Annotated in this window: 1 protein-coding gene; it reads left to right on the top strand. The window is 60.0% G+C overall.

What is annotated here, in order from left to right; all coding sequences use genetic code 11:
* A partial coding sequence (gene uvrC / locus WBM93_RS04725; protein ID WP_424428851.1) for an excinuclease ABC subunit UvrC occupies nucleotides 1–1,817 on the top strand: 1,817 nt, incomplete at both ends.

Below are 1,817 nucleotides of genomic sequence, written 5' to 3'. Positions count from 1 at the left end.
CCTATGCGGTGCGTGGGGAGGGCGATACGCCCGATCTCGAAGCCGGAATGGCGGCTATCCGCGAGGTGTTGAACACGCTGCCCACGCGGCCTGGCGTCTACCGGATGCAGGACAAGCGCGGCGATGTGCTCTATGTCGGCAAGGCGCGGTCGCTAAAGTCCCGCGTCGGTGCCTATGTCCAGATGAACCGGCTGCCCCAGCGACTGTTGCGGATGGTCGCGCAAACCCGCTCGATGACCATTGTGACGACCGGCAGCGAAGCCGAGGCACTGTTGCTAGAAGCCCAACTGATCAAGAAATTCCGGCCCGCTTATAATGTGTTGCTGCGCGACGATAAAAGCTTCCCCTTCATCCTGCTGCGCGATGATCATGATTTTCCGCGGATTACCAAGCATCGCGGAGCGCAGCGGATCAAGGGGCAATATTTTGGCCCCTTTGCCAGCGCCGGTTCGGTCAACCGGACGATCAACGCCTTGCAAAAGCTGTTTCTGTTGCGCTCCTGCACCGACAGTTTTTTCAACAACCGGTCACGGCCCTGCCTGCTCTATCAAATCAAGCGCTGTTCGGCGCCCTGTGTCGATCGGGTCGCTAAGGATGAATATGCCGAGCTGGTCGAGGATGCGCGCGATTTTCTGTCGGGCAAATCGACAGCGGTGCAGAACAAGCTTGGCGGGGCGATGGAAAAGGCTGCCGAAGGCCTCGATTTCGAAATGGCGGCGGTCTATCGCGACCGGCTGAAAGCGCTGACCTTCATCCAGGGCAATCAGGCGATCAATGCGCAAGGACTGCCGGACGCCGATATTTTTGCGCTGGCTGCCAAGGGGTCCTCTGTCTGCATCCAGGCCTTCTTCATTCGGGGCGGCCAGAACTGGGGCCATCGCAGCTTCTTTCCGGCGCACACCACAAATGTCGAGATCGAGGAAGTTTTTTCCAGTTTCCTGATGCAATTTTACGATCAGATGCCGCCGCCAAAGCTGGTATTGCTCGACCGGGAATTGCCCGACGCGGAATTGCTGGCCGAGGCGCTGAGCACCAAGGCCGACTATAAGGTCAGCGTATCCAAGCCTCAGCGCGGGGATCGCCGGAAACTGCTGACGCAGGCCAGCCGCAATGCCGAGGATGCGCTTGACCGGCGTCTGGCAGAAACCTCGACGCAAGCAAAGATCATGCGCGAGATGGTCGATCTGCTTGAACTTGATGCGGTGCCGGACCGGATCGAAATTTACGATAACAGCCATATTCAGGGCACGAATATGGTCGGCGGCATGGTTGTTGCCGGCCCCGAGGGGTTCCGCAAGAACGCCTATCGCAAGTTCAATATCAAAAATCCGGATATCGTTCCAGGCGACGATTTCGCGATGATGCGCGAAGTGCTCGATCGGCGTTTCTCCCGCGCACAAAGGGAAGACCCGGATCGCGAGAAAGGCGAGTGGCCCGATCTGGTGCTGATCGACGGCGGCAAGGGTCAGATGAGCGCAGCCCGTGGCGCACTGGCCGAAATCGGGGTCGAGGATGTCGTGATGATCGGCGTGTCCAAGGGACCCGACCGCAATGCGGGGCGCGAGACATTCCACCTGCCTGATGGCCGGCAAATCAATCTGCCGATGAACAGCCCCGTGCTTTTCTATCTCCAGCGCTTGCGCGACGAAGCCCACCGCTTCGCGATCGGCGCGCACCGGACCAGACGCGCCAAATCCGTCGGCCATAGCTCGCTGGATGACGTGCCGGGCATCGGTCCGGCGCGCAAAAAGGCGCTATTGCTACATTTCGGCACGGCGCGCGCGGTCAAGAATGCCTCGCTCGACGACCTGCAAGGC

It is taken from the genome of Parasphingorhabdus sp. (assembly GCF_049667325.1).
Taxonomy (GTDB): Bacteria; Pseudomonadota; Alphaproteobacteria; order Sphingomonadales; family Sphingomonadaceae; genus Parasphingorhabdus.
This window is presented reverse-complemented; position numbering and strand designations above follow the sequence as displayed.